28 protein-coding genes and 1 riboswitch are annotated in these 22,119 nt (G+C 32.7%); of the genes, 27 read left to right on the top strand and 1 reads right to left on the bottom strand.

Annotated features, from left to right (window positions below):
• Positions 1 to 5: 5 nt before the first annotated feature.
• The 20 genes from Q326_RS0100800 (at position 6) to Q326_RS0100705 (ending at position 15,963) form a co-directional block, all read left to right on the top strand.
• Positions 6 to 338, top strand: coding sequence for a YbaB/EbfC family nucleoid-associated protein (locus tag Q326_RS0100800; RefSeq protein ID WP_026893642.1), 333 nt, complete (start codon positions 6 to 8; stop codon positions 336 to 338).
• A gap of 82 nt (positions 339 to 420) precedes the next feature.
• Complete coding sequence (recR, locus tag Q326_RS0100795; RefSeq protein ID WP_026893641.1) at positions 421 to 1,023, top strand: recombination mediator RecR; 603 nt, start codon at positions 421 to 423, stop codon at positions 1,021 to 1,023.
• A 252-nt stretch (positions 1,024 to 1,275) separates the two neighbouring features.
• Positions 1,276 to 1,815: a DUF5673 domain-containing protein gene (locus Q326_RS0100790; protein ID WP_026893640.1), complete on the top strand. Its 540-nt coding sequence runs from the start codon at positions 1,276 to 1,278 to the stop codon at positions 1,813 to 1,815.
• Between the two features lie 15 nt (positions 1,816 to 1,830).
• Positions 1,831 to 2,721 carry a hypothetical protein gene (locus Q326_RS0100785; protein ID WP_026893639.1) on the top strand — a complete coding sequence of 297 codons (891 nt, stop codon included), beginning with the start codon at positions 1,831 to 1,833 and terminating at the stop codon, positions 2,719 to 2,721.
• A 1-nt stretch (position 2,722) separates the two neighbouring features.
• Positions 2,723 to 3,274 (top strand): hypothetical protein, encoded by a 552-nt coding sequence (locus tag Q326_RS0100780; protein ID WP_026893638.1) that lies wholly within the window; start codon positions 2,723 to 2,725, stop codon positions 3,272 to 3,274.
• A 20-nt stretch (positions 3,275 to 3,294) separates the two neighbouring features.
• The gene (locus tag Q326_RS0100775; protein ID WP_034600676.1) at positions 3,295 to 3,837 is read left to right on the top strand and encodes a flavodoxin domain-containing protein; all 543 of its coding nucleotides are present in this window, start codon (positions 3,295 to 3,297) and stop codon (positions 3,835 to 3,837) included.
• 31 nt (positions 3,838 to 3,868) lie between these two features.
• Positions 3,869 to 4,114, top strand: a complete 246-nt coding sequence (locus tag Q326_RS0100770) for a sodium ion-translocating decarboxylase subunit beta (protein ID WP_026893636.1) — start codon at positions 3,869 to 3,871, stop codon at positions 4,112 to 4,114.
• A gap of 276 nt (positions 4,115 to 4,390) precedes the next feature.
• Entirely contained in the window at positions 4,391 to 5,056 is a 666-nt protein-coding gene (locus Q326_RS0100765) for a peroxiredoxin (protein ID WP_026893635.1), read from the top strand.
• Positions 5,057 to 5,153: 97 nt separating this feature from the next.
• Positions 5,154 to 5,344, top strand: a riboswitch (cobalamin riboswitch).
• Between the two features lie 125 nt (positions 5,345 to 5,469).
• Positions 5,470 to 6,270 carry a class I SAM-dependent methyltransferase gene (locus tag Q326_RS0100760; protein WP_026893634.1) on the top strand — a complete coding sequence of 267 codons (801 nt, stop codon included), beginning with the start codon at positions 5,470 to 5,472 and terminating at the stop codon, positions 6,268 to 6,270.
• Position 6,271: 1 nt separating this feature from the next.
• Entirely contained in the window at positions 6,272 to 7,834 is a 1,563-nt protein-coding gene (locus Q326_RS0100755) for an ABC transporter substrate-binding protein (protein WP_026893633.1), read from the top strand.
• Positions 7,835 to 7,844: 10 nt separating this feature from the next.
• On the top strand, positions 7,845 to 8,816 hold the full coding sequence (locus Q326_RS0100750) for an ABC transporter permease (RefSeq protein ID WP_051531000.1): 972 nt from the start codon (positions 7,845 to 7,847) through the stop codon (positions 8,814 to 8,816).
• Positions 8,817 to 9,653 carry an ABC transporter permease gene (locus tag Q326_RS0100745; protein WP_026893631.1) on the top strand — a complete coding sequence of 279 codons (837 nt, stop codon included), beginning with the start codon at positions 8,817 to 8,819 and terminating at the stop codon, positions 9,651 to 9,653. It begins immediately after the preceding gene.
• A gap of 12 nt (positions 9,654 to 9,665) precedes the next feature.
• Entirely contained in the window at positions 9,666 to 11,378 is a 1,713-nt protein-coding gene (locus Q326_RS0100740) for an ABC transporter ATP-binding protein (RefSeq protein ID WP_026893630.1), read from the top strand.
• A gap of 69 nt (positions 11,379 to 11,447) precedes the next feature.
• Positions 11,448 to 11,753: a DUF2508 family protein gene (locus tag Q326_RS16370; protein WP_051530999.1), complete on the top strand. Its 306-nt coding sequence runs from the start codon at positions 11,448 to 11,450 to the stop codon at positions 11,751 to 11,753.
• A 362-nt stretch (positions 11,754 to 12,115) separates the two neighbouring features.
• Positions 12,116 to 12,382 carry a pro-sigmaK processing inhibitor BofA family protein gene (locus Q326_RS0100730; RefSeq protein ID WP_205687629.1) on the top strand — a complete coding sequence of 89 codons (267 nt, stop codon included), beginning with the start codon at positions 12,116 to 12,118 and terminating at the stop codon, positions 12,380 to 12,382.
• A gap of 118 nt (positions 12,383 to 12,500) precedes the next feature.
• Entirely contained in the window at positions 12,501 to 13,088 is a 588-nt protein-coding gene (locus Q326_RS0100725) for a 2-oxoacid:acceptor oxidoreductase subunit gamma family protein (RefSeq protein ID WP_026893628.1), read from the top strand.
• The gene (locus tag Q326_RS0100720; protein ID WP_250160283.1) at positions 13,078 to 13,422 is read left to right on the top strand and encodes a 4Fe-4S binding protein; all 345 of its coding nucleotides are present in this window, start codon (positions 13,078 to 13,080) and stop codon (positions 13,420 to 13,422) included. Before Q326_RS0100725 ends, Q326_RS0100720 begins: the two co-directional genes overlap by 11 nt.
• A 7-nt stretch (positions 13,423 to 13,429) precedes the next feature.
• Positions 13,430 to 14,608, top strand: coding sequence for a pyruvate ferredoxin oxidoreductase (locus Q326_RS0100715; RefSeq protein WP_026893626.1), 1,179 nt, complete (start codon positions 13,430 to 13,432; stop codon positions 14,606 to 14,608).
• Between the two features lie 10 nt (positions 14,609 to 14,618).
• Entirely contained in the window at positions 14,619 to 15,560 is a 942-nt protein-coding gene (locus Q326_RS0100710; RefSeq protein WP_026893625.1) for a thiamine pyrophosphate-dependent enzyme, read from the top strand.
• 67 nt (positions 15,561 to 15,627) lie between these two features.
• Positions 15,628 to 15,963 carry a PilZ domain-containing protein gene (locus Q326_RS0100705; RefSeq protein WP_026893624.1) on the top strand — a complete coding sequence of 112 codons (336 nt, stop codon included), beginning with the start codon at positions 15,628 to 15,630 and terminating at the stop codon, positions 15,961 to 15,963.
• A gap of 27 nt (positions 15,964 to 15,990) precedes the next feature.
• Here Q326_RS0100705 and Q326_RS0100700 read toward each other — a convergent pair whose 3' ends face one another.
• On the bottom strand, positions 15,991 to 16,611 hold the full coding sequence (locus tag Q326_RS0100700) for a 50S ribosomal protein L25 (RefSeq protein WP_026893623.1): 621 nt from the start codon (positions 16,609 to 16,611) through the stop codon (positions 15,991 to 15,993).
• A gap of 264 nt (positions 16,612 to 16,875) precedes the next feature.
• Here Q326_RS0100700 and Q326_RS18390 point away from each other — a divergent pair, with 264 nt between their 5' ends.
• From Q326_RS18390 to Q326_RS0100665, 7 genes are all read left to right on the top strand, one after another.
• Entirely contained in the window at positions 16,876 to 17,052 is a 177-nt protein-coding gene (locus Q326_RS18390; protein WP_156936213.1) for a hypothetical protein, read from the top strand.
• Between the two features lie 79 nt (positions 17,053 to 17,131).
• Positions 17,132 to 17,974, top strand: a complete 843-nt coding sequence (locus Q326_RS0100690) for a fumarate hydratase (RefSeq protein WP_026893622.1) — start codon at positions 17,132 to 17,134, stop codon at positions 17,972 to 17,974.
• A 37-nt stretch (positions 17,975 to 18,011) separates the two neighbouring features.
• Positions 18,012 to 18,563: a Fe-S-containing hydro-lyase gene (locus tag Q326_RS0100685; protein ID WP_205687624.1), complete on the top strand. Its 552-nt coding sequence runs from the start codon at positions 18,012 to 18,014 to the stop codon at positions 18,561 to 18,563.
• Between the two features lie 166 nt (positions 18,564 to 18,729).
• Complete coding sequence (locus Q326_RS0100680) at positions 18,730 to 18,954, top strand: FeoA family protein (RefSeq protein ID WP_026893620.1); 225 nt, start codon at positions 18,730 to 18,732, stop codon at positions 18,952 to 18,954.
• A gap of 56 nt (positions 18,955 to 19,010) precedes the next feature.
• Positions 19,011 to 21,056 (top strand): ferrous iron transport protein B, encoded by a 2,046-nt coding sequence (feoB, locus tag Q326_RS0100675; RefSeq protein WP_034600673.1) that lies wholly within the window; start codon positions 19,011 to 19,013, stop codon positions 21,054 to 21,056.
• 30 nt (positions 21,057 to 21,086) lie between these two features.
• Complete coding sequence (locus tag Q326_RS0100670) at positions 21,087 to 21,704, top strand: HD-GYP domain-containing protein (protein WP_084489484.1); 618 nt, start codon at positions 21,087 to 21,089, stop codon at positions 21,702 to 21,704.
• Between the two features lie 21 nt (positions 21,705 to 21,725).
• A complete protein-coding gene (locus tag Q326_RS0100665; protein WP_026893617.1) occupies positions 21,726 to 22,007 on the top strand; it encodes a DUF2325 domain-containing protein in 282 nt (93 codons plus the stop codon).
• The last annotated feature ends 112 nt before the right edge of the window (positions 22,008 to 22,119 follow it).

Genomic DNA, 22,119 nt, shown 5'->3' with positions numbered 1-22,119 from the left:
AATTTATGGCTAAAGGAAAGTTTAAAGGAATGGGAAATATGGGGAATATGATGAAACAAGTTCAACAAATGCAAAAGAAGATGGCAAAGGTTCAAGGAGAAATCGAAGAAAGAGAAGTAGAGGCGTCAGCAGGTGGTGGAGCAGTTACAGTTAAAGCAAATGGAAAAAAAGAGATATTGGATATAGTTATAGAACAAGATGTAGTTGATCCAGATGATGTAGAGATGCTTCAAGACCTTATATTGGCAGCAACTAATGAGGCATTGAGAAAGGCAGAAGAGATGATGACCACAGAAATGCAAAAGATTACTGGAGGATTAAACATACCAGGGTTATAGAAATTTAGCGTAAGATATACCTTTAGTGTGATTTTAATATTACAAAATTTTGGTATGTATTATGCTCTCAAGAGGTGAAATTATGGATTACCTTGCAGCGCCTGTAGCTAAACTTATAGAAGAATTTTCTAAATTGCCGGGGATAGGGAAAAAAACAGCCCAGAGATTGGCATTTCATGTATTAAATATGAGTGAATCCAATGCCAATGATTTGGCAAAGGCTATAGTAAGTGCAAAGAAGAATATAAAGTATTGTAGTATATGCACTAATCTTACTGATATAGATCCTTGTAATATATGTAGAAATAAGAAGCGAGATCAAACCTCCATATGTGTGGTAGAGGACCCTAGGGATGTAATAGCCATGGAAAGAATAAGAGAATACAATGGACTATATCATGTCCTCCATGGCAGTATATCACCCATGGAAGGCATAGGGCCTGAACAGATAAAAATCAAAGAGTTGTTAAATAGAATAAGGGAAAGTAAAGATATAAAAGAGATAATATTAGCGACTAATCCCACAATAGAGGGAGAAGCCACGGCTATGTATATATCTAAACTCATAAAACCCTTAGGGATAAAGACCACAAGAATAGCCCATGGTATACCAGTTGGAGGAGATTTAGAATATGCAGATGAGGTAACTCTGTCCAAGGCATTGGAGGGGCGTAGGGATATATAGAAAGGCCTTTTAAAAAGAAAATAAACTTCTTTCATTACAAATAAAAATTTATAACTGAAAACAAAGTTTTATCAAAAGCATGCTGTTAAAGATATCTTTAACAGCATGTTTTTTATTTATTTTTGAAAAACTCTATAAAAGTCTCCTGCTTTTTTAACATAAAATATATTTGATATGTCTTTTTATTGCTATGATATAATTATTATTGATGTCTATAATAAAATAGAAATATATTTAAGAGGGGGATATGATATGGGGAAGTTAAAAGATGTATTATCTATATTTTTTATAATATTACTTTTTATTGTATACATATTTTATAGAGACAATGTTATGGCTGTTTGTATAGTAGCAGCTGTATTATGGATAGATTTGATTATTACAATATTAAACAAAAAGACCTTACCAAAACCTGATTATTATATACATAGAACTATAATAGCTAATATTTCTAAATGTAGTATAGCAATACTTTCCATCATTTTAGCAATTATAAACATTCGTTTAATGATTACTAAGGGATTTTATGAAGAATTTGATGGCTTTATAATTATAATTATTCCTTTGATACTATTAAATTTTTTAAATGATGACAGAAGAGTGTATTTTTATGATAATGGATTAGTATATCATGGAGAAGCATTGGAATTTATTAATATTAATTCTTTTGAATGGAAAAAAGAGAGAAAGTATGAGATTATCCTTCATTATAACGATGAAGAATACGATATAAAAGTATCTGAAGATAAAGTTGAATATGTAGATAAAATACTAAGAGAAAATATACTGTAATAGGATGTGAATATATTGGAATTGAATAGAAAGATATTGAGGTTTGGGTTATTCCTAATTGTACTGTCATTAATTTTTACAGTTGGATTTGTAATAATATATAGACTGGATAATCCTGTGTTTTTGAAGATGTATGTTGAAGAATATGTATCTAGCAATAAAAATTATAATATGGTAGATAGGATTGAACTTAAATATATAACTAATTTATCCGATGATAGAAAGGTTACAGATATATACTTTGAAGAGGAACCTAATATTGAAGTCCTTGTTTCCCATCAGCCCTTTGGAGGAGGGGGATTCTCTTTTTTTGATAATAGCAATAACAATCAAAGGGAAGATATATATGGAAGATATGTACTTCGAACATTGTATCTTAAGATAGATCTAAACAATATAGATAGGGAAAACTATGAAATTGAGCTTAACAATGCCCATATAGAATTCAATGATAGAAGTACAATAGATGTTGATCTAGGAAGGATAATAATATATAGAGATGAAAGAAGAAGTAATAATATAACATCTATAAGTTCTAGCAGTTCTTCCGATGGGACATCGTCTTTTCATGGCAATGTAGAAAAGGATATAGAATTATTGGATATTAGGTCTCCACTATTAGAAGATTTAAAGGATTATCTGGATATTTCCATAGGAGATATTGATTATAGGGAGATTTCAGGAATTAAATGCAAACAAAATCAGACCTTGAGTATATATACTAAATTTAAAACGCCAGAAAATATATTAGGAAGATATACTTTCTATGACATAAAGCCCAAACTATATTATCAAGATAAAAATGGAGAAAAAGCATATGAGAGGATATATAATATAGATTATACCCCTTATGATTTTGACTTGAAGGGTATATTTAACTATTTGAGGGCAAGGGGGGCAATCTAATATGTATAATGGATATAATAAAATATTTTGGGGGATATTTATTGCAACATTCAATATAAAATTAGGAATGATAAAGATATTACCAGGGTTTATAGGGTTTATGATTATATTAAGTGGAATGGGTTCTTTATACAGACATACCCATATAGAATCATTTAATAGGGCTAAAATTTTTGGAATAATGACAGTCATTGGAACCTTTATTGGATTTTTTTTATCCATTCAAGCAATGAGATTTTCTATATTTAGTCAATTATTAATAGTGTTTTATACTGTAATGGAAGTAATTATGTTTTATAAATATATTGAGGGTTCTATAGAATATTTTAACAATAACGATTATGAAGAATGGGCTAATGAGTGTATAAAAAAGCTGAGATTTTATACTGTAGTTTCAATAACTAATCTTATATTATTGAACTTTACACTTATGTTCAACATAACATATTTGCATATTTTAGTAGGTATTATATTTATTGTGTTGAGGATATATCTGATGGTGATGACCTATGGTTTTAGAAATACATTTGATAAAGATTTAAAAAAAGGATAAAAGATTTAAGGGGGATGTATATGAACAAAATTGCAATTATATATAAATCCAAATATGGTAGCACAAAAAAATATGCACAGTGGATAGCTAATGAATCCCATGGAGATCTGCTTGAGGTTTCAGAGGTTGAAATTAAAGATTTATTACTATATAATACAGTAATTTTTGGGGGCGGACTTTATGCCAGTGGGATTAATGGAGTATCTATTATAACTAAAAATTTTGAGAGACTGAAGGATAAAAATATCATTGTTTTTACAGTGGGTCTTGCATCTACAGACGATATAGATATCTTTAAGCCAATTATTGAAAAGAATTTCTCAAATGGAATGGCAGAAAGAATAAAGTTTTTTCACTTTCGGGGTGGAATTGATTATAAGAATCTAAGTTTTACCCATAAGGCTATGATGGCAATGCTTAAAAAAATAGTTTCTAAGAAAAAACCTGATGAAATGTCTAAAGATGATAAAGATATGTTAGAATCATATGGAAAGAAGGTTGATTTTACAAATATAGATGCAATAGAGCCATTGATTATGTATATTAAAGGCCTTAATAAATAAAAACGTGAAAGGTCTAAGGAGATAAGTATATATGAAAAAATTATTGAATATAAATAATTTTATAAAATGTCTATTATTCTTATTTTTGTGTATTATAATTGCCAATTTGATATCAACATATATGACTACTCGTGCTAGTGTAGACATAATAGGGGGAGCTGATGGTCCCACAGCTATATTTTTAACAACTAGTAATAATACGAATTTTATTGTAATATTAGTCTTAATATCTATAGCTATAGTATTTTTGTATAGATATATGAGACATAGGTTTTGAATTTAAGAAAGTATATAATGAGTCAGTAGGTAATAGTTAGTGGTTAGTAGTTGATGGTAGAAATCCTATGGATTTCATCATTAAACTACTTACTACTAACTATTTTTTTTAAAAAATAATTTTGATAAATATTATCAATAACACTTGACAAAGGAAAATAATTGAACTATAATTAAAAATGTAATCATTACAAATTAAGAATAATTACAAATTACATATGTCTAATATGAATTAGATTAAAATATATTATTTATAAAATATAAGGAGGAGATTTTTGTGGAAAAACAAAACAAATTACCATTATTAGGAGATGCATTTCCAGAAATGGAGGTCAATACTACCCATGGAGTAAAGAAATTACCAGAAGATTATAAAGGGAAATGGTTTGTATTATTTAGTCATCCAGGGGACTTTACTCCAGTTTGTACTACTGAATTTGTAAGCTTTGCTAAGAAAGCAGATGAATTCAAGAAATTAAATACAGAGCTTATAGGATTATCTGTAGACCAAGTATTTTCTCATATAAAATGGGTACAATGGATTAATGAAAAAACAGATGTAAAGGTACCATTCCCTGTTATAGCAGATGAATTGGGTAGAGTTTCTAATAAATTAGGTATGTTACATGAGAGCAAGGGAACTAATACTGTAAGGGCAGTATTTATAGTAGACGATAAAGGAATTTTAAGGCTTATGATGTATTATCCACAAGAGATAGGAAGAAGTGTAGACGAAGTTTTAAGAGCAGTAAAGGCATTACAGACATCGGATAATAATGGAGTAGCAGTACCTGAAAATTGGCCAAATAACCCATTGATAGGGGAAAAGGTAATAATACCTCCTGCTGGTACTGAAGAATTAGTAGAGGAAAGACTTAAAAAGGCAGAGTCTGGAGAGATAGAGTGTTTAGACTGGTGGTTCTGCTATAAGGATTTAAAATAAGTGATATAAAAACTAAGGGATATTTCATAGTGAAATATCCCTTTTCTAATTGCTCTTGACATACATATGCCCATAATATATTATTAATTTAACGATAAGTTAATAAATGGGTATAGGTTTAGATATTATTTTTAAGATATCTATGAAAAGGGAAGACAGGTGAGATGCCTGCACGGTCCCGCCGCTGTATTAGAGGAGTTTTTCCAAGTTATTACCACTGATCTTCGGGAAGGTATGGAAAAACTATGATTCTTAAGTCAGAAGACCTGCCTATATCATGTGCCAGGAACTCTACGGAAGATAGGGGGGTATGTTTTATTACGTTTTAATGATTTTTGAAATGTGAGACACCTCTTAACTGTTTTATTGAGGTGTCTTTTAGTTTTATTCTTATCTAAAAAGGAGTGGGTAAAGTGGATATAAAAACTTTTGATGATATGTGGCGAGAATCTTCAAATATGAATTTATCAGCTACTAAAGATGTATGGGATTTAAGGGCAAAGGAATTTAATGGCAAGGATAAAAATGCTAGAATGGATGAGGTAATAGAGTTCTTGTTATCTAAAAATATAGTCAATAAATCATCAGAGATATTAGATATAGGTTGTGGGCCTGGTAAATATAGCGTAGAATTTTCGAAAAAGTCAAAATATGTAACAGGTATAGATATATCTCCCAATATGATTAAGTATGCTAGAGAGAATGCAGAAAAATTAAATATAAGGAATATTTCCTTTGATGCAGTACCGTGGCAGCATATAGATTTAAATCAAAGGGCATGGAATAATAGATTTGACCTTGTATTTGCATCTATGTCTCCAGCAATAGATAGTAAGGATACTTTAGTAAAGATGAATGAAGCTAGTAAAGGATATTGTTTTTTAAGTGGTTTTGTGACTAGAGAGGACGAGGTAAGGGATACTATAAATAGATTATCCTCTAAAGGCAAATATATTAATAATTGGGGAATTAAGATGTACTGTGCATTTAATATATTATGGCAATTGGGTATATACCCTGAGATATATTATAGGGATGTGCAATGGGAAAATAAGAGGAGATTAGAAGATGCGATAAATGTGTATACTGTACATATTAAAGAAGAACCTCAGATAGTATATGACATAAAAAATTATTTAAATAGTATATCCAAAGATGGTATTATAGTAGAAAATACTAAAGCCAAAATAGGTTGGATGATATGGAGGGTGTAAAATGAAGAAAATATATAAACTAATGATTTTGACAATGGCATTTATGATGATTCTCTCGGGATGTGGCAATGGAGAAGTAACCAATGTAGATGGGAATAATAATGAAGAAGTAGTATTGAATCTTGAAGGGGGAGATTGGGGATATCCTAGTCCTTATGCCCATTATTCTAGGGGTCCTGGTGCATATAAGATGAGACTTATATTTGACAGTTTATTAGAGCGAGGAGAAGAAGGCTTTATACCTTGGCTTGCTGAAGACTGGAAAGTAAGTGAAGATGGAAAAACATACACCTTTAAATTGAGAGAAGGAGTTAAATGGCAGGATGGTCAGCCTATGACAGCAGAGGATGTAAAGTTTTCCTTTGAATACTACGCTGAATATCCACCAGTCTCAGATGAATTAAATATAAGTAAGGACAATTTTATAAACGAGATAAATGTAATAGATGAACACAATATTAGCATAAATGTAAATGAACCCAATGCAACTTTGTTGAATAGATTTGGAGCAGCAAGGATTATACCTAAACATATATGGAAAGATGTAGAAGACCCTAAAAAATTCAATGGTCCTGAGGCAGTTATAGGATGTGGACCGTATATACTTAAAGAATATAGCAAGGAGCAAGGTGCATATAAATTTGAAGCATTTAATGATTATTGGGGACCTAAACAGAAGGCAGATATAATTCAATTTGTGCCTGTGAGTGATACTATATTGGCCTTTGAAAAGAGAGATATAGATATAACAGAAGTTACACCTGATATATTAAATAAATATAAAAATGATTCCCAATATAAAGTTATAAATGACCCTGCATTTTGGGGATATAGAATTATGTTTAATATGGAAAAGAGATCCGAACTTAAAAACAAAAATTTAAGACAGGCTATGGCCTACGGTATAGATAAAGGTGAACTCATAGAAAAGGTTGCAAGGGGAGCTGCTAAGCCTGCCAGTGCAGGTTATTTGCCAGTAGATCATATCTGGTATAATAAAAATATTAAGCAATATGGGTTTGATTTAGATAAGTCTAAACAGCTATTAGAAAATAAAGAATACAAATTCACATTATTAACTGGTAATGATAATAAGGAAGTTAGAATTGGAGAACTAATCAAATTAAGTCTTGAAAAAGTGGGCATTGATTTAGAGATAAAGAGTATAGATAAAAAATCTAGAGATGCTGCAGTAAAAAATGGAGATTATGAAATGGTACTTATTGGCCATGGGGGTTGGGGAAATGATGCAGATATATTAAGGGAGCAATATGCCTATGGAAAAGATGATACAAAATCTACATTTATTGGAGGAATCCCAGGATATAATAATGATAAGATAAATGAATTATGCAAGTCACAATTATTGGAACTCAATTCAGATGATAGAAGAGATATAATTTATCAACTTCAAGAGGTCATAGCAGAGGAAGTTCCTCAAATACCACTGTACAATACTGCAACATATACTGTATTTAGGCCAGCAAAATATGATAATTGGAAGCATGTATTTAACCACCATGAAGTAACCCATAATAAAATATCTTATTTAGAAATGGAATGAGTTGGAAATAATGAAGATTTCAAAAAAGATTGTAGAGTATGCAATTACATTCTTAGTTATAATAACATTAAACTTTTTCATCCCCAGGTTAATGCCTGGGGACCCCTTTACCTTTCTCTCGTCTGAGGAAGGGAGCGTAAACTATACATATACACAGGAACAGATAGATATGTATAAGTCTTATTATAGATTAGACAAACCATTGAGAGAACAATATAAAAACTATATAGTAAATATGTTTAGAGGCAATATTGGATATAGCATTTATTATAATGACTTAGTGTTATCTATAATACTTAAGAGGGCCATATGGACATTGGGAATAGTGATTATATCCATAATAGCAAGTAGTTCTATTGGTACTGTTATAGGTGCCTTTTCTGCATGGAATAGAAAGGGTTGGATTGATAAAACCATATATTCCGTCATGATAATATTTTCCGAAATTCCAGCATTTCTAATAGCTGTGTTACTGCTGTTTATATTAGCAGCTAAAACTGGACTTTTTCCATTGTCAGGAGGTATGACAGTTTTTGCACAGTATGACAATATTGTAGAAAGGATATTAGATGTTATACATCATGGTTTACTCCCTGTTATGGCATTGTCCTTATCGCGGGTAGGAGGATTTTACTTATTGTCAAGAAATAGTATGATATCAGTTCTTACTAAAAACTATATGAAGACTGCCCAGGCTAAAGGTCTAAGGGATAGAACTATTATATTTAAACATGCACTTAAAAATGCTATGTTACCTGTTATAACTAGGATATTTTTAAGTCTGGGAGGAGTTTTTGGAGGAGCTATATTAGTAGAAAATGTATTTAACTACCCAGGATTGGGGCGACTCATGAGGGAAGCAGTTATGGTCAGGGACTATACTTTAATCCAAGGCATATTTTTATTTGTAACTTTTACTGTATTAATTATGAATCTTTTAGCAGATATAATATATAAAAAAATTGATCCGAGGGTGAATTAGATGAGAGATGTGTTTTTATGGTTTAATAAATTTACTAGTATTGGGAAGGTATCTATGTTGTTTATAGTGATAATCATACTTATAGGACTATTTTCCCAATATATGTATCCATATCCATATAATTTACCTTCGGGGCAGTCTTTAGAGCACCCTAATGAGGAGCATTGGTTAGGTACAGATGATTTGGGAATCGATTTATTGTCACAGATATGCTTTGGTGCTAAACTCAGTGTATTGATAGGGGTTTCTGCTTCTATGATAGCAGGGTTTGGAGGGGGAATATTAGGAATGATATCGGGATATTTTGGAGGTACTGTAGATAGGGTTATTATGAGAATGACTGACATAATGTTAGTATTACCCGATTTGCCGATGATGATATTATTAGGTGCCTTTTTCGGACCAAGTACTAAAAATATTATAATAGTGTTGGCATTATTTTCATGGACAACTCCTGCCAGGATAGTTAGATCTAAAATAATGGCTATGAAAAGTGAAAATTATATTGTGGCAGCCCAAAGCTATGGTGCTAGCTTTACACATCTTCTGGTGAAACATTTTGTGCCAGGGGTATTGCCTATTTTACTAGTAACAGTTATAAAACTTACCAGTAAGTCAATAGTAGCTGAAGCAGGACTATCTTTTTTGGGATTAGGAGATCCCACATCAAAGAGTTGGGGATTGATACTTAACCATGCCATAAATTTTCAAGGTATATATTTTACTGATTATTGGAAATGGTGGGTTATTAGCCCACTAATGGCTATTATATTATTGGTTCTTGCTATTTCATTTATAAGTAGAGATCTCGAAAGGATATTAGATGATAAACTGTAAAAGAGGTGGATTATGGATAGCTCATTATTAAAGATAGAAGATCTTTCAGTGAAATATAAATTGGATAAAGAAACTATTGATGCCGTTAGGGATGTAAATATTGTTCTTAATAGAGGAGATAGCTTAGGTATTATAGGGGAGTCAGGTAGTGGTAAGACTTCTTTGGCGATGGCAATAATGGGTCTTATAGAATCACCAAGTGATATAAGAGGCCATATTTATTATGAGGGCAAAGATATGAACAGATTATCTAAGGATAAACTAAATAGTATTCGATGGAATAATATATCTATAGTTTTTCAAAATAGTTTAGATGTATTGAATCCTCTGTTAACTATACAAGAGCAAATATATGAGGTCATCTATAAGCATCTAAATATTTCAGAAAAAGAGGGATATAAAAGGGTAGTGGATTTAATGGATATGGTAGGCCTTGATAGACAATGGAGGAAATATTATCCCCATCAATTGTCAGGTGGTATGAGGCAAAGGGCACTTATAGCAATGGCACTTGCGTGTAACCCTGATTTACTTATAGTAGATGAACCTACAACAGCCTTAGATGCTGTGTCTAAAAGAGACATCAGAAATTTGATTTCAAGACTTCATAAGGAGCAGGGCTTTGCATTAATAGTAATATCCCATGAAATAGAAACTATTTCTGAACTCACATCTAGAACCAATGTTATGTATTCTGGATGTATAATAGAGAAGGGGATTACCAGTGAAATTATAAAAGATCCTATGCATACTTACACTAGAGGGCTACTAAATGCATCCCCTTCAATTAATCCCTATCGTGATATGTGGGGAATACCAGGAAAATCTGGAGCACTTAGAAAGTTAGGATGTCCTTTTTATGAAAGGTGTACTCAAAAGTTAGAATTATGTGAGACTAAGAAACCAGAACTTCATTATGTATCGGTGGAACGACAGGTTGCATGTAATAGAGGTGGAATAGTTACATTGCTTGAAGGTAAAGGTGTAGAAAAGTCTTATAAATTTAAAGGCGAAATAATAAGGGCTTGTAATAAATGTAGCATGAAGATAAGATGGGGAGAAGTAGTAGCACTTATAGGGGAATCAGGATCTGGAAAGACTACCTTGGCCAGTATATTAGCGGGGATATTACCATGGGATGATGGAGAATTATTATTTGAAGGTACTAAAGTTTCAAAACATAATGTAACTAGTCGGAAAGAAGGTGTACAGATAGTATTTCAAGATCCATTTTCTGCTATAAATGATAGGTTCACTATAAAAGAGGCTATAATGGAACCATTAAATATAATAAAAGACGGTAGTCATGAATATCGAGAAGAAAAGGCAAAAAATGCATTGCAGGATGTTCAACTGCCATTTGATGAAAGTTTTTTATCTAGAAAATGTCATATGTTGAGTGGAGGTCAAAGGCAAAGGGTAGCATTGGCTAGGGCATTAGTGATGGAGCCTAGACTATTGATAGCTGATGAGATAAGCTCTATGTTGGACCCTTCTACACAGGCAAATATTCTGCGGCTTTTAAAAGGGCTGCAAAATAAGAAGGGGTTTGCTATGTTGTATATAACCCATGATTTATTTATTGCTAGAAAGATTGCAGATATAGTATATGTGATGAATAAAGGCAAAATAGTAGAATATGGATTGGCTTCAGATATATTTTCTAATCCAGTCAATAGTTATACAAAAAAACTAGTTAAGGAAGGTATTGGAATATACGAATAAAACATCCTACCTATGTCAATAATTATAAATAAAAGGAGAAGTCAAATTATTGATATTGGGGGAATGAATATGGAAGAATCTCTATCTAAAAATAATGAAGAAAAAGTTCGGGAGAAGAGTAGATTAGATATACTGAAAGTGTTGAAAAATAAAATTATATTTGATACTGACAAAGAAAAAGATGATGTTACCTCTTTGAGAAATGCATACAAAGAATGGAAGATAGCCCAGATTTATTTTGAAAATGTTACCGATCCAGATTTAGTAGACCACGCTATATATAGTATGGAAGCAGCTAGACTTAAATACATTTATTTCTTAAAGAAGTTGAAAAGAGAAAATAGCAAGGCAAAATATATATTAATGGAACAATAGCGATTAATTTTATAAAGGTATAAAAAAGTTAGTAGTTCGTAGCTAGTAGTTAGTAGTTGATGGTGGAAATCCGAAGGATTTCATCATAAAACTAAGAACTACTAACTATTAGCTACTAACTTATTTTATACTTGCTACTGTTCTATTTATAGAGAAAAGGGTATATATTATTAGTAAGGACAAAGATAGTTTTTGGTAAAAGTAGTTCTTAGATCTTAGATCCTAGTTCTCAGGAAAGAAGGTGGGCGCTAGTGCCCCCTAAGAGCTAAGAACTGAGAACTAAGAGCTAAGAACTAAGAACTGAGAACTAAGAGCTAAGAACTAAGAACTAAGAGCTAAGAAGAAGGTGGTGTTATTTGGGTATGGGAATTGAGCTTAGTGTTATATTTGCTTATGCCTTTGGTCTAATATTACTCTATGTATTAGGTATGATTCTTATTGTTCCCCTTAAATATATTTTCAAGCTCATAATAAACGGACTAATAGGTGGTGTTGCTTTATTTTTAATAAATATAGTAGGGGGTTTTTTTGGTATATCTTTGGGTATAAATCCTATTACAGCATTGGTAGTAGGCTTTTTAGGAGTTCCAGGGGTCATACTCTTATTGATAATTAAATATGTGTTATAGATGATAAAACCCATTATGGGTTTTATTTTTTTGCTTATTATGTATTAAAACTTGAAATGGAAGGAAAAATATCATCGTATAGCTTTAATAAAATTTATATATAAGGGAGGTAGAGCATGTGTCAAAGGAAATAGTAGAGATAAGGTGGCATGGTAGAGGAGGACAAGGAGCTAAAACAGGGTCTTTGCTTTTAGCTGAAGCAGCATTTGCTACAGGGAAATATATACAGGGGTTTCCTGAGTATGGCCCAGAAAGAATGGGGGCACCTATTACTGCCTATAACAGAATCAGTAATGAAAAGATAAGATTACACTCCAATATTTATGAACCCGATTATGTGGTAGTAGTAGATGAGTCATTAATAAAAGATATTGATGTAACAGCTGGATTAAAATCAGAGGGAGCCATAGTAATAAATTCTAAAAAAAGTCCTGAAGAATTTAGAACACATCTAAATGGATATAAAGGGAAGGTCTATTGTATAGATGCACATCAAATATCTATGGATACAATAGGAAGGTATTTTCCTAATACCCCTATGCTGGGAGCAATAGCAAAGGTAATAAATATAATGGACGGGGATACTTTTTTAGATGCAATAGAAAAGGCTTTTCAGCATAAGTTTTCCACTAAGCCTAATCTAATAAAGGGGAATATGGATGCTGTTAAATTAGCATTTGAGGAGGTAAGCAGAGGTGAAGGATAAGAGTAATAGGGCAATGATTATAGGTGGAGATAAACACCAAGCTGGGGATAAAAGCAAGGGGAATTTATCTTGGCGTGAGATGGATAAAGCGGGGATTATTCGCAAGACGGGAAATGCTAAAGAATATAAAACTGGAGAATGGAGATCTATGAAACCAGTGTGGAAAAAAGATATATGTAAGCAGTGTGGTATGTGTTTTCCAGTTTGTCCAGATGTATCTATTTTGGTGGATAAAGAAGGCAGGGTTACAGGTATTGATTATGACCATTGTAAGGGCTGCGGAGTATGTGTAGAGGTATGTCCCTTTGATGCTTATGATTTTGTAAAGGAGTGATTTTAATATGAGTATAAAGGATAAATTAAGTGGAAATGAAGCTATTGCAACAGCTATGAAACAGATTAATCCCGATGTAGTGGCAGCATTCCCCATAACACCGTCGACAGAAGTACCTCAATATTTTTCTCAATTTGTAGCCAATGGGACTGTGGATACAGAGTTTGTTGCAGTAGAAAGTGAGCATAGTGCCATGAGTGCATGTGTAGGTGCATCGGCAGCGGGAGCAAGGGTAATGACAGCAACATCCGCCAACGGATTGGCATTGATGTGGGAAATATTATATATAGCATCATCTATGAGACTCCCCATAGTTATGTCTGTTATAAATAGGGCATTATCAGGACCTATCAACATACATAATGACCATAGTGACTCCATGGGCGCTAGAGATTCAGGGTGGATACAGCTTTATTCAGAAGATAATCAAGAGGCATATGACAATATAATTCAAGCAATTAAGATATCGGAACATGGTAATGTTAAACTGCCAGTAATGGTATGTTTGGATGGCTTTATAATAAGTCATTCTGTAGAGAATATAGAGATTTTAGACACCAATAAAGTCAGAGCATTTATAGGAGAATATAATCCCACAGAATACTTATTGAATACCCAGGAGCCTGTAGCCATGGGACCATTAGATTTACCGCCCCATTATTTCGAACATAAGAGGCAACAGGCTGAAGGTATAAAAAATGCCAAAGATATTATATTGGATGTGGCAAAAGAGTACGAGCAAATATCTGGAAGAAAATATGGTCTTTTTGAAGAGTATAGAATGGAAGATGCAGAGGTAGCAATAATAGTATTAAATTCTACAGCAGGAACTGCAAAAGAGGTTGTAGATATGATAAGAGAAAATGGTGCCAAGGCAGGTCTTATAAAGTTAAGGGTATTTAGACCATTTCCATCTTCGGAGTTGAAAAAGGCCCTTTCCAATGTAAAGGTTGTAGCAGTAATGGATAAGGCTGAAAGCTTTTCAGATGCAGGAGGCCCTATGTTTGTAGAGGTAAGATCTGCATTGTACGGACAAGAGAGTCCTAAGATTGTAAATTATATATATGGACTAGGAGGAAGGGATGTAAGAAAGGATGACATATTAAAGGTATACGATGAGATGTTTTGGATATTAGAAAGGGGAACAGTAGATAATATATATAATTATTTGGGACTAAAGGAGTAGGAGGGATAAAATGGCTATAACATTAAAAGAAGCTGCAAAACTAGAAGACAGATTTACTGGAGGACATAGACTTTGTGCTGGATGTGGTGCTGGTGTAACAGTAAGAGCAGTATTGAGGTGCATAAAACCTGAAGATAAAGCTGTAATAGCAGCAGCTACTGGTTGTTTAGAGGTATCTTCATTTTTATATCCATATACAGCATGGAAGGATTCTTTTATACACAATGCCTTTGAGAATGCGGCAGCTACATTGAGTGGGGTGGAGGCAGCATATAATATATTGAAGAAAAAGGGCAAAGTAAAAGATAATCATAAGTTTATAGCCTTTGGAGGAGATGGTGGAACGTATGATATAGGTTTACAGTCACTATCTGGGGCAATGGAAAGAGGGCATGACATGGTGTATGTATGTTATGACAATGGGGCGTATATGAATACAGGTATACAGAGGTCTTCTGCAACGCCTAAATATGCTAATACTACAACATCACCTGCTGGAAAGGTATTACCTGGAAAGCAACAATTTAGAAAGAACTTGACAGAAGTAATGGCGGCCCACAATATACCATATGTGGCACAGACTGCCCCCTTTGGAGCATTTAAAGATATACATGAAAAGTCAGAAAAGGCCATATATAAAAATGGACCTGCATTTTTGAATGTATTTACTCCCTGTCCCAGAGGATGGAGATACGAGACTCCTAAACTAATGGAGATAATAAAACTTGCTGTTGATACGTGCTATTGGCCACTATATGAAGTGGAGGATGGACAATGGAGGCTTAATTATAGACCTAAAGAAAAAAGACCAATAACAGAATTTTTGAAGTTACAAGGACGGTTTAAACATTTGTTTAATGAAGAAAATAAAGGTTTGTTAGATGAACTTCAAAATGAAATAGATATAAAATGGGAAAATTTATTAAGTAAATGTGAAGCGAAAGAAAAGTAATGCTTTGACATAGAAAAGAAAAAATATTAAACTAGTTAGTAGTGGTAAGTAGGGTGGGGTGGAAATTATGGAAGAGTTAGATTACAAGAGGGTACATTCGAGGATTATGTATTCTACTAGATTAGAGTGTTACAGATACTATGAAAATAATGAGCTTAAGAGGTATAATCCTCCTATGGAATTAATAATGTTTGATCTATCTCTTGGAGGTATAGGGGTTATTTCAGAAGAATATTTGAAAATAGGAAATGTATTGATGTTTACATTGAAATTAAATATAATGCCCTATCAAGTTATGGCAAAGGTAGTATGGACATATAAGATAGGTCATATGTATAGAAGCGGTTTAGAATTTGTAGGTATGCCCAATGGGCTTGTTAGAGAGATAAAAGAATTGCAATAAAAAAGTGGCCAATATTGGCCACTTTTTTTACATGTCTAATATGCTCTTATCACTCTCATATAGAGATTCATCTTCTTCCTCAGATTCACCCATCGAGGCATAAGTAAGTGTAGCAATAATCTCTTGCTCATCGTTCAATACTTCAATATTTTCATCCTTAAATATATCTAAGTTCCCTATAGTTATGGAATTTTCTTTCTTCAGCATATTTGCATCTACGTAAATTGCAGAAGGTATATATTTAGGTAAACATTGTAACTCAATATCCATCAACTGTTGTTGAACTATAGTAGTGTTGTCTTCTACTTTTTCTTTATTTTCCAAAACTATTGGAATTGTAAGTTTTACTTTAACGTTTTCGGAAAGTTGTTGGAAATCTACATGAAGAAGTTTCTCCTTAACCACATCTCTTTGAATTTCTTTTATTATGGCAGGTAGAAAACTTCCCCCAAGTTCAATACTTACCATAGCACCATTACCATGTTCTTGTATAACCTTGTTTAGAACTTTGGTTTGTAATTCAATATTTTTTGTTTCTGCTCCTCCACTATATAGCACTGCTGGCGTAAAGCCACTATTCCTTAGCTTTTTAGCATTAGTAGTACCATTTACTTCTCTAATATTTGCTTTTAGCTTTGGTGCTGCCACATTAACTCCTCCTTTGAATATTTTATTGGTTAGAGAAAATATTAATTTCCTCTAATATATATATTAAAACAAACATTTCAGAAAAATTCAAATTTTACATATTGGAAAAACCACTACAAAATAGGATTAGCACAGAAAAACAGTAATATTCAGGGAATAATGGATGAAATTAAAATATTTCAAATGAAACTTATTACTCAAAGACTATTACAAAAGTCGACATAATGTTATATAATATTTATAAAAGTATGGGGAGAGGGTGTTATGGATTGGATTATAGTATGTATATTTTTGATTCCCTTCACTATTTTTCAAATATATATATTTAAAGATGTTATAAAATGTTATAATAATGCTAAAAATAGATCTGTAAACAATATAAAGAGGTCTAATGAGAATATAAGAAGAAATAGAGATAGAAATTTTGGAGTCATAAAATAGTCATTATCTTATTTATTGGGGGTAATGACTATTTTGTTTTATAATGTATTATAGAAATAAGAAAAGAGAGGATGATATTATGAGAGTAGTTAATTGGGAAGATATAGTTATAGCGATAGAAAAAATGTGTATAAAGGCCAATTGTCAATTAGATGACAAATTACTATTAAAGATAAAAGAAATGAGAGGCAATGAAGAATCACCTATAGGTCAAGACATATTAGATAAAATAATAGAAAACTCAAAGATAGCCTATGAAAATACCATGCCTTTATGTCAAGATACTGGAATGGCAGTATTCTTTGTTGAAATGGGACAGGAAGTCTTTATAAAGGGAGGAACAATAAAAGATGCGATAAATGAAGGTGTTAGAAGAGGATATAAATCAGGTTATTTACGGAAGTCTGTAGTTAAAGATCCTATTATAAGAGATAATACCAAAGACAATACTCCTGCTATAATACATTATGATATTACAGGAGGAGATAAGTTAAAGATAGATTTTGCTCCCAAGGGATTTGGTAGTGAAAATATGGGAAGATTGTCTATGCTGAAACCCTCGGACGGGATAGAAGGTATAAAGAATTTTGTAGTAGAAACTGTTGAAAAAGCAGGACCGAATCCATGTCCTCCATTAATAGTAGGAGTGGGTATAGGAGGGACTATGGAAAAGGCATGTATACTAGCTAAAAAGTCACTATTTAGAGAAGTAGGCAAATATAATACTAAGCCCCATATAAAAGAATTAGAAGTGGATTTATTATCTAAGATAAACAGCTTAGGGATAGGGCCTCAAGGTTTAGGTGGTAGAACTACTGCATTGGCAGTAAATATAGAAACATATCCTACTCATATAGCGGGATTGCCCATTGCTGTGAACTTAAATTGCCATGTATCTAGGCATGAATCTATAGAAATATAATAATCTGTTAATATTTATTTTAAAAGGGAGTGATATTGTGAAAGAGATCCATATAAACACACCATTGAAAAAGGAAATTGTGAAGAAACTAGTTGCAGGAGATAGGGTATATATAACTGGTGAAATATATACTGCTAGAGATGCTGCTCATAAAAGAATGATAGAGGGTATGAAAAATGGTCAGGAATTACCCTTTGATATAGAAAATGCAATAATTTATTATGTGGGACCATGTCCACCAAAACCAGGTCAGATTATAGGTTCAGCAGGGCCTACAACGAGTTATAGAATGGATGATTATACTGTGCCCCTATTGAAATTGGGACTTTCAGGAATGATAGGTAAAGGAGAGCGGAGTCCAATAGTTAAAGAAGGGATGAAAGCATATAATGCTGTATACTTTACAGCTATAGGTGGAGCAGGTGCTCTTATTTCCAGTACCATAAAGAGTTCAAAGGTAATAGCATATGAAGATTTACAATCAGAGGCTATAAGAAAATTGTATGTAGAAAATTTTCCAGCCATAGTTACTATAGATTGTAAAGGGAGAAATTTATACGAGGTTGAGAGAGAGAAATATAGAATATAGTTAGTGGTTAGTAGTTAGTGGTTGAAGGATATAGGATTTATGTCACTAATTAATAACCACTAACTATGTACTAATAAATACTTGACATGCATATAAAATAGTGGTAACATAAATTTGAGAATGAGAATTGTTATCAATATAACGATATTTGATGGGGGTGTTTAACATGGTTAGGACATTGAAAGAATTAAAACCTGGAGAGAAGGCTTCTATAGTCTCTATGAAAGTAAAGGGACCTTTGAAAAAAAGACTTATGGATATGGGCATGACTATGGGCGCTGATATATACGTGGAGAAAGTGGCACCTTTAGGCGATCCAATAGAGATTAAAGTCAAGGGATATAATCTAAGTATTAGGAAGAATGATGCTCAAAATATTTTGGTAGATTAATTTTTTTTGAACATCAAATGATAATGAATATCAGTATCGAAAAGGAGGAGGATATTATGGCAGAACAATGTGCTATATCAAAGGGAGCTGCTAGTTTTGCATTGGCGGGGAATCCCAATAGTGGCAAGACTACATTGTTTAATGCATTAACAGGAGCAAGACAATATGTGGGAAACTGGCCGGGAGTAACAGTTGAAAAGAAAGAAGGAGAGGCAAAGTTTAAAGATAATAAAATAAAAGTAATCGATTTGCCAGGTACGTATAGTTTATCACCATATTCTATGGAAGAGATTATAGCGAGAAATTACATAGTGGAGGAAGGACCAGATGTAGTTATAAATATTGTTGATGCATCAAATATAGAGAGGAATCTATATCTGACTCTTCAATTGATAGAATTGGGCAAACCAGTTGTAGTTGCACTTAATATGATGGATATAGTGAAAAAAAGAAAACATGAAATAAACATAAAGAAACTTTCTAATTTATTGGGAGTTCCTGTTGTACCTATGATAGCAAGCAAGTCTGAGGGTAAAAATGAATTGATGGAAATATCTATTGCACTGGCTGAAGGAACTATGGAGTATAAACCAACAAAGATAGATTATGGCAAAGATATAGAAAAAAACATCTCAGAGATTGAAAAGAAGGTAGAGACATTACCTAATGCTAGAAAGTATAATTCCAGGTGGCTGGCTCTCAAAGTTCTTGAGGGTGATAAAGCAGTTATGGATGCAGTAGATATAGATGAAAGTGAATTTTCTATAGAAGATAAAGAAGAATTAGAGATGACGGCTACAGAAGCTAAATATGAATTCATATCTGATGTGATAAGTAAATCTATAAAGAGACCAAAAGTTGAAAGCCTTACTCCTTCGGATAAAGTAGATAAGGTACTTACAAATAGGTTTTTAGGATTACCCATATTTGCACTTTTAATGTATATTGTTTTTTATGCAACATTTAATATAGGAAATATTTATTTAGATAAAATAGATGTATTTTTTGGAGAAACAGTATCGGGATGGGCCTCTACAGCACTTCAAGCATTAGCAACTCCAGAATGGCTTCAATCTCTGATTGTTGACGGTATAATAGGAGGGGTAGGAGCAGTACTCACTTTTCTACCAAATATATTAATATTATTTTTCTTTATATCTATCCTTGAAGACAGTGGATATATGGCCAGAGTGGCATTTATTATGGATAGAGCTATGAGAAAGATAGGACTTAATGGTAAGGCATTTATTCCTATGCTTATAGGATTTGGATGTACAGTGCCAGCTATAATGGGAACTAGGACTTTAGAGAATGAAAAAGACAGGTTGGCGGCTATACTTTTAACTCCATTTATGTCTTGTAGTGCAAGGCTACCTGTATATGTACTATTCGCGGCAGCATTTTTTAAAGGCAATGAGGGAACAGTGGTATTTTCATTATATTTATTAGGTATATTTGTGGCTATAATTATGGGACTTATATTTAAGAATACATTATTTAAGGGTGACTCAGTACCTTTTGTTATGGAACTGCCAGCATATAGAATACCCACTATAAAGGGAGTAGCATTACATGTATGGGACAGATTTAAAGCATATATACTTAAAGCAGGTACAGTTATATTTGTGGCATGTGTAGTGTTATGGTTTATACTTGGATTCAATTTTTCAGGTCCAGCAGAGATATCCAACAGTATTGGTGCTAGCATAGGTAAAGTTATATCTCCTATATTTGCCCCATTAGGATTTGGAGATTGGCAAGCATCGTTGTCATTATTGAGTGGTCTTTTGGCTAAAGAGGTAGTTATAAGTAATATGGCCATAGTTTATGGATTAGGGGATGTTGTAGCTGAAGCAGCTTTAGAGGGAGATATTGGTGGTTTTGCACCTACATTGGCAGCATCTTTTAGTCAGCTTACTGCATATGCATTTATGGTGTTTGTACTACTTTATACTCCTTGTGTGGCGGTAATAGGTGTAGTTAAGAGAGAAACAAACTCTTGGAAATGGACTATTTTTTCAGTGGCATACCAATTTGTTGTAGCGTGGACAGTGGCATTTTTGATAGTACAAGTGGGAACGCTATTAGGCATTGGCATTTAGAGTATATATTGACTGACATGGAGGTATCCCATGGTAGAAATAACTAAAGAAATGACAAGAAATAAAATCAATATAATGATGTATCACGATATTATAGAATGTTTAACCGAGGCATTGGAGGCTAAAGATATATATACAAAGGGACATTCTGTAAGAGTAGCAGATATGGTATATGAGTTTGAAAAAAGCATAGGATTAACTGGAAAAGAGTTAGAAAAAATTCATATTGCAGCCCATTTACATGATATAGGTAAAATAGGAATTCCTGATTATATACTCAGAAAAAAAGGCAAATTAAATGCTATTGAATGGGAGTGGATAAAAAAACATCCAAAGATTAGCAGCGATATCTTATCTAAATCGTGGGTTCTAAAGGACATATCTAATATAGTATTACACCATCATGAGAGATGGGATGGAAAGGGGTATCCCCATGGAATAAGTGGGGAAGATATACCCTTTGGAAGCAGGATAATAGCAATCTTTGATACCATAGATGCAATGAGATCCCAAAGGCCATATAGGATGCCTATACCATGGGAACAATGTAAAAGGGAAATAGAGATAAATGCAGGTACTCAGTTCGATCCTTATTTAGTAGAAAAGACATTATCTAATTGGGATAAGTGGAAAAAAGTAGCATATTAAAATATATGAAAGGAGGATATCATGAGTGTTGTTTTAGTCGGGGGACATGAGAGAATGGAAAAGATATATAAAAATACTGGAAAAGACTATGGATGTAGAACAAAGGTATTTACTAAGCTTGAAAAAAATCTCCATAGAAAGATAGGAGATCCTGATTATATATTGATATTTACTGATGTTGTATCCCATAGATTGACTGACATAGCCCTTAAAGTATCTAAGAAGAAAAAGATACCCAAGATGAGGGTTCACAATAGTAGTTTAAATACATTGAAACTGGCGTTAGAAGAAATAACTAGTTGAATGATAAAGTATAATAAAGTTAGTAGTTAGTAGCTAGTAGTTAGTAGTTGATGGTGAGGATTCTAGAGTTTACATCGAACTATTAATTGCTGATAGTTAGCTACTAACTTTT

The sequence above is a fragment of the Clostridiisalibacter paucivorans DSM 22131 genome (assembly GCF_000620125.1).
GTDB lineage: Bacteria > Bacillota > Clostridia > Tissierellales > Clostridiisalibacteraceae > Clostridiisalibacter > Clostridiisalibacter paucivorans.
This window is presented reverse-complemented; position numbering and strand designations above follow the sequence as displayed.